Annotated in this window: 7 protein-coding genes and 1 pseudogene; 7 read left to right on the forward strand and 1 reads right to left on the reverse strand. The window is 72.2% G+C overall.

Annotated elements, in window-relative coordinates:
* A partial coding sequence (gene kynU, locus AC1DP0_RS15890; protein ID WP_478085937.1) for a kynureninase occupies positions 1-1,252 on the reverse strand: 1,252 nt, incomplete at its 3' end.
* 208 nt (positions 1,253-1,460) lie between these two features.
* On the opposite strand from kynU, the gene pdxT reads away from it, so the two are divergent.
* From pdxT to AC1DP0_RS15925, 7 genes and pseudogenes are all read left to right on the forward strand, one after another.
* Positions 1,461-2,108, forward strand: coding sequence for a pyridoxal 5'-phosphate synthase glutaminase subunit PdxT (gene pdxT / locus AC1DP0_RS15895; RefSeq protein ID WP_478085947.1), 648 nt, complete (start codon positions 1,461-1,463; stop codon positions 2,106-2,108).
* Complete coding sequence (locus AC1DP0_RS15900; protein WP_435985936.1) at positions 2,105-2,866, forward strand: YebC/PmpR family DNA-binding transcriptional regulator; 762 nt, start codon at positions 2,105-2,107, stop codon at positions 2,864-2,866. Before pdxT ends, AC1DP0_RS15900 begins: the two co-directional genes overlap by 4 nt.
* 154 nt (positions 2,867-3,020) lie before the next feature.
* Positions 3,021-3,668 carry a crossover junction endodeoxyribonuclease RuvC gene (gene ruvC / locus AC1DP0_RS15905; protein WP_478085939.1) on the forward strand — a complete coding sequence of 216 codons (648 nt, stop codon included), beginning with the start codon at positions 3,021-3,023 and terminating at the stop codon, positions 3,666-3,668.
* Positions 3,665-4,267 (forward strand): Holliday junction branch migration protein RuvA, encoded by a 603-nt coding sequence (ruvA, locus tag AC1DP0_RS15910; RefSeq protein ID WP_478085941.1) that lies wholly within the window; start codon positions 3,665-3,667, stop codon positions 4,265-4,267. Before ruvC ends, ruvA begins: the two co-directional genes overlap by 4 nt.
* Positions 4,264-5,409 carry a Holliday junction branch migration DNA helicase RuvB gene (ruvB, locus tag AC1DP0_RS15915; RefSeq protein WP_478085943.1) on the forward strand — a complete coding sequence of 382 codons (1,146 nt, stop codon included), beginning with the start codon at positions 4,264-4,266 and terminating at the stop codon, positions 5,407-5,409. The genes ruvA and ruvB overlap by 4 nt, the downstream gene beginning before the upstream one ends.
* 236 nt (positions 5,410-5,645) lie before the next feature.
* Positions 5,646-5,981, forward strand: a complete 336-nt coding sequence (gene yajC / locus AC1DP0_RS15920) for a preprotein translocase subunit YajC (RefSeq protein WP_478085945.1) — start codon at positions 5,646-5,648, stop codon at positions 5,979-5,981.
* A 7-nt stretch (positions 5,982-5,988) separates the two neighbouring features.
* Positions 5,989-6,592 (forward strand): annotated as a pseudogene (locus tag AC1DP0_RS15925) (protein translocase subunit SecD); the annotation flags it as partial.

Below are 6,592 nucleotides of genomic sequence, written 5' to 3' on the forward strand. Positions count from 1 at the left end.
AGGTGACGGCGCCCCGCTCGGCGAACTCGGGACGCTCGAACTCGCGCCCCTCGAGCACCTGCGCGACGTGGACGGCCGCGCGCACCGCGTCGACGTGCGTGACGTAGAGCGGCGCGAAACCGAGCCGGATGATGTCGGGCTCGCGGAAGTCGCCGATGACGCCGCGCGCGATGAGCGCCTGGACGACGGCGAAGGCCTGCGGGTGACGCAGCGACACCTGCGACCCGCGCCGCTCCGGCTCGCGCGGGGTCGCCAGCGGCAGCTCCACGCCGAGCCCGTCGAGCGCCTCGATGAAGGTCCCGGTCACCGAGAGCGAGGCGGCCCGGACGTCAGCGGGGGAGAGCCCGTCGTATGCCGTCAGCGCAGCCTCGAGGGCGAGCACCGAGAGCAGGGGCGGGGTGCCGACGCGGGCTCGGGTGATGCCGGGTGCCGGCTCGTAGTCGGGCCGCATCTCGAACGGGTGGGCGTGTCCCTGCCATCCGGTGAGCGGCTGGTCGAAGTCGTCCTGGTGCCGGGTCGCCACGTAGAGGAAGGCGGGCGCGCCCGGACCGCCGTTGAGGTACTTGTAGCCGCAGCCGACAGCGAGGTCGGCGCCCCCGGCATCGAGGTCCACCTCGATGACCCCGGCGGAGTGGCACAGGTCCCAGCACGCGAGCGCGCCGACGGCGTGCGCTGCGTCCGTGATCGCGCGCAGGTCCCAGAGCTCGCCGGTCCGGTAGTCGACGCTCGAGTAGGAGGCGAGGGCGAGGGCGTCACCGACCTCGGTGATGGCGTCCACGGCGTCACGAGGGTGCAGCCGCCGCACCTCGAGCCCGGCCAGCGCGGCGGCCGACTCGGTCATGTAGAGGTCGGTCGGGAACGAGTCCGGGTCGGTCAGCACCACGCGGCGGCCGGGTCGCAGCCGGCCGGCCCCGATGACGGCCTTGAAGAGGTTGACCGAGGTCGAGTCCGTCACGACGACCTGCCCCGGCGCCGCCCCGACGAGACGACCGACGCGGTCGCCGACCCGGGTCTGGGCGCCCCACCAGTCGGCCTCGTTCCACGACCGGATGAGTCGCTCGCCCCACTGCCGGCGCATGACGTCGTCGACGACGGCAGGCACGGCGCTCGGCAGCGCTCCGAGGGAGTTGCCGTCGAGGTAGATCACGTCGTCAGGCAGCGTGAAGAGGTCGCGCGTGCCGCGCAGGGGCGAGTTCGCGTCGGCCGCCGTCGCGCGGGCGGTCAGGTCCGGAGGAGCGGTCACCGTCGTCATGGCCGCAACGTATCCGGTGGTGACGAGCCGATGTCAGGGCAGGCCCCGGAGAGGTCTCGGATCCGAGACGCTTCCCGCACGCCGACCCGTGGCACGGCCACCGGCACACGCGCTCTACGCTGACCCGGTGAGCATCACCAGCGCGACCCCCAGCGCGACCCCCAGCGCGACCTCCAGCGCGACGACCGGCACGGCCACGGCGCCGCGCATCGGCGTCCTCGCCGTTCAGGGCGACGTCCGTGAGCACGTGGCGGCCCTCACCGCGCTCGGAGCCGAGGCCGTGCTGGTCCGGCGTCCGGCCGAGGTCGAGGGGATCGACGGTCTCGTGATCCCCGGCGGCGAGTCGACCGTGATGGACAAGCTCGTCCGTGCGTTCGAGCTGCGCGAGCCGCTCCTTCGCCGGATCGCCGACGGCATGCCCACCTACGGCTCGTGCGCCGGCATGATCATGCTCGCCGACCGCATCACTGACGCCCGGCCCGACCAGCAGACCCTCGGTGGCCTCGACATCACCGTGCGCCGCAACGCGTTCGGCCGTCAGGTCGACTCGTTCGAGCAGGACCTCGACTACGCCTGGAGCGACCCGTCCGACACCGGCACCGTCCATGCCGTCTTCATCCGAGCCCCCTGGGTGGAGGAGGCAGGACCCGCCGTCGAAGTCCTCGCCCGCGTGAGCGAGGGCGCGGCCGCCGGTAGGATCGTCGCCGTCCGGCAGGGCAACCTGATGGCCACCTCCTTCCACCCGGAGGTGGCCGCCGACCTCCGGATCCACGCCGAGTTCGTCTCGATCGTCAGAGAGCACCGACTCCAGCAGTCGGGCGCACGCCAGTCACCGGAACGCGAGGACACTGCATGAGCGGCCACTCCAAATGGGCCACCACGAAGCACCAGAAGGCGGCCAAGGACGCCAAGCGCGGCAAGCTCTTCGCCAAGCTCATCAAGAACATCGAGGTCGCGGCCCGTCAGGGCGGCGCTGACCCCGCCGGCAACCCGACGCTCTACGACGCCATCCAGAAGGCGAAGAAGACGTCGGTGCCCAACGACAACATCGACCGTGCCGTCAAGCGCGCGTCGGGCGCCGAGGCGGGCGCGGCCGACTGGCAGACGATCATGTACGAGGGCTATGCGCCCAACGGTGTCGCCGTGCTCATCGAGTGCCTCACCGACAACCGCAACCGCGCCGCTGCCGAGGTGCGCACCGCGCTGACTCGCAACGGCGGCCAGCTGGCCGACCCGGGCTCGGTGTCCTACGTCTTCAACCGCAAGGGCGTCGTGACCGTCCTCAAGGACGCCGGCTCCGAGGACGACATCCTCGAGGTCGTGCTCGAGGCGGGCGCCGAGGAGGTCAACGACAACGGCGACACGTGGGAGATCATCTCCGAGGCCACCGACTTCGTCGCCGTCCGCAAGGCGATCCAGGACGCCGGCATCGACTACGAGTCGGCTGAGGCCTCGTTCGTGCCCAACCTCCAGGTGCCGCTCGACCTCGACGGCGCGAAGAAGATGATCCGGGTCATCGAGGCCCTCGAGGACAGCGACGACGTGCAGAACGTCTTCGCCAACGGCGACATCCCCGACGACGTCCTCGCCCAGCTCGACGACGACGAGGACTGAGCCGACATCAGCAGGCATCAAGCGCAGCACGGGAGGCACGCCGGGACCGGCGTGCCTCCCGTGCTTTCGGGGGAGGGCGGTTAGCGTTGTCCCGAACACCTGTTCGGATCATCCACCGTCCCATCGCCTGCCCACACAGACCTGGAGGTATGCCGTGCGCGTCCTCGCGGTCGACCCCGGGCTCACGCGGTGCGGCGTCGGCGTCGTCGACGGCGTGCCGGGCCGCAAGCTCTCCCTCGTCGAGGTCGGCGTCATCCGGACGCCATCCGCCGACCCCACGCCGAGGCGCCTCGTCGCGGTGGAGGACGAGATGCGGCAGTGGTTCGCCCGGCACCGTCCCGAGGCCGTGGCCATCGAGCGCGTCTTCGCCGACACCAACGTGTCCACCGTCATGGGCACCGCCCAGGTGACGGGGATCGTCATGATCATCGCCGAGCGGCTCGGCCTGCCGGTAACGCTGCACACGCCGACCGAGGTCAAGGCGGCGGTCAGCGGCAGCGGCCGGGCAGACAAGGCGCAGGTGACCACGATGGTGACCCGCCTCCTCGGTCTCGACACCCCGCCCAAGCCCGCCGACGCCGCCGACGCCCTCGCCCTGGCCATCTGCCACGTGTGGCGCGGTGGCACCCAGAGCCGTCTCGAGGAGGCACGGCTCGAGGTGCTCGCGCGCACCGGCAACCTGGGGAGCGGCATACCCCGTCGGGTCCCGCCGGGAGCGGCGCCACCGGCGCAGCGGCTGCGCGCCGCGTCCAACCAGCCCACTCGCGCCACCCGACCCCACCCTGGAGCCCAGCCCCGATGATCGCCTCGCTCTCCGGCACCGTCCTCAAGGTCGGCCTCGACTCCGTCGTGGTCGGCGTCGGCGGGGTGGGCATGCTCGTGCACACGACGCCCGCGACCGCCACCTCCGTCCGGCTGGGCCAGCCCACCGAGCTCGCCACCAGCCTCGTCGTGCGCGAGGACTCGCTGACCCTCTACGGCTTCGCCACCGACGACGAGAAGCACGTCTTCGAGACCGTCCAGACGGTGTCCGGCGTCGGCCCGCGCCTCGCGCTCGCCGTGCTCGCCGTCCACTCTCCGGATGCCGTCCGCGTGGCTCTCGGCACGGGTGACCTCGTCGCGCTGACCAAGGTGCCGGGCATCGGCAAGAAGGGCGCGGAGCGCATGGTCCTCGAGCTCAAGGACAAGCTCGGCGCCCTGCCCGGCTCGGCCGGCCAGGCCGAGCCCGTCCACCTCGACAGCGGCGAGGCGTGGCGCGAGCAGGTGCGTGAGGCCCTCGTCGGTCTCGGCTGGACCGCGCGTCAGGCCGACGACGCCCTCGACAAGGTCGCGCCGCTAGCAGCCGAGGGAGCCGGCGTCTCTGCGCTGCTGCGCGCCGCCCTGCAGGAGCTCGGCCGATGAGCCCCGACCGATCGGACGGCGCGTGGGGGCTCGACACCGGTGCTGACCCCGAAGTCTGGGACGACGGGTCGTTCGACGCGACCGCGCGCATCGTCGACGCCGTGGGTGACACCGACGAGCGTCAGGTCGAGGCGGCGCTGCGCCCCAAGCGCCTCGACGACTTCCCCGGACAGACTCGCGTCCGCGACCAGCTGGGACTCGTCCTCAAGGCCGCGAAGCGGCGCGGCACCCCACCTGACCACGTCCTGCTCTCCGGTCCGCCCGGGCTCGGCAAGACCACCCTCGCGATGATCGTCGCCGGCGAGCTCGAACAGCCCATCCGGATCACCTCGGGGCCCGCGATCCAGCACGCCGGCGACCTCGCGTCGGTGCTCTCGTCACTCGCGGAGGGGGAGGTCCTCTTCCTCGACGAGATCCACCGGATGTCGCGCTCGGCGGAGGAGATGCTCTACCTCGCCATGGAGGACTTCCGCGTCGACGTCATCATCGGCAAGGGGCCCGGCGCCACGGCGATCCCTCTCGAGCTGCCGCCGTTCACCGTGGTCGGCGCGACGACGCGAGCCGGGCTGCTGCCCGCGCCGTTGCGGGACCGGTTCGGCTTCACCGGGCACCTGGACTACTACGCCGCCGCCGACCTCGTGACCATCCTGCACCGCTCGGCCCGGCTGCTCGGGCTCGACGCGGACGAGGACGGCATCCGCGAGATCGCGCTGCGCTCGCGGGGCACGCCGCGCATCGCCAACCGCCTGCTGCGCCGCGTCCGCGACTGGGCGCAGGTGCACGGCGAGGACCGCGTCACGCACTCGGCGGCCCGACAGGCGCTCGAGCTGTTCGACGTCGACGAGCGCGGCCTCGACCGCCTCGACCGCGCCGTCCTGGAGGCCCTCTGTCGGCGCTTCAACGGCGGYCCGGTCGGGCTCTCGACCCTGGCCGTCGCCGTGGGCGAGGAACCCGACACCGTCGAGACCGTCGCCGAGCCCTACCTGGTCCGGGAGGGCTTCATGGTGCGCACCCCGCGCGGACGAGCGGCGTCGAGCCTCGCGTGGGAGCACCTCGGGCTCACCCCACCGCGTGACTCGCAGGCGCTCTGGACCGCCACGCTGCCGATCGACGAGGCCGGAGGCGCGCGTTTCGAGGGCTGATGTCGCGCGCTGGCGGGACCCCTCCGAATGCGACCAAAACGTGACACCCGCCCGCGCCGCGCCGACCCGATCCGGTCTGACAAACTGCACCGGCGCACGTAGACTCCTGCGGGCACCATCGCCGCTGCCGCGGCACCATCCGGTGCCCCCGGTCGTTGACGCGACATCCGACCCGACGCACGGGTCGTGACGCGCGCGTGCAACGCCCGGACGATGACACGAAGGACTGAGCTGACATGAACAACAACGGGACCTTCTCGTTGCTGATTTTCGCCCTGCCCCTGCTGCTGCTGGGCTGGCTGTTCTTCACCCAGAACAAGCGGATGAAGCAGATGCGCAACTTCAGCTCGTCGCTCGACGTCGGCGACCGGGTCGTCACGTCGTCGGGCATCTACGGCATCGTCACGCATCTCGACGACAGCACCGCCTGGCTCGAGATCGCCGAGGGCACCATCATCCGGGTGGACCGGCGCGCCATCGCGATGAAGCAGTCCGACACGGCGGCCACGCCGGCCACACCGGGCGACGACGCACCGGGCGCGGGCCCGGGCTCCCAGCAGAACGGTCAGTGAGGCTTTCGTGGCACGCAGCTCCACCAAGAAGTCGGCGAGACGGAGCCTCCTGGCGCTCGTCGTCGTCATCCTCGCCCTCGGCGGCCTCGCCGCCGGCCTGACGAAGTGGGGCGGCGGGTCGATGACCCCCCGCCTCGGCCTCGACCTCGAGGGCGGCACGGAGCTCGTGCTCCAGCCCCAGCTCACCGGCACCGAGACGATCAGCGAGGGCCAGGTCAACCGGGCCGTCGACATCATCCGCCAACGCATCGACGCCAACGGGGTCTCCGAGGCGGAGATCACGACCCAGGGTGGTCGCAGCATCGTCGTCGCGATCCCCGGGCAGCCGACGGCCGAGCAGCTCGACGCGCTGAAGAAGCCCTCGCAGCTGCGCTTCCGGGCCGTCTACGTCCAGGCCCTCGACAGCAACGCGACCCAGGTCAAGCCGGGCGGCACGCCCGACGGCACGGCGACGCCGTCGGGCACGGCGACAGGCGCAGCGACCGGGACGCCCAAGGCGAGCGGCACCGCGACCCCCTCGACGTCCCCGACCGCGCAGAACGGCGTCGTCCCCGACGCGCTGCGGGCGGCCACGACGCCGGCCACTCCGGCGCCGACGGGCACGGCTACCG

Source organism: Terrabacter sp. P5_B1 (assembly GCF_056400505.1).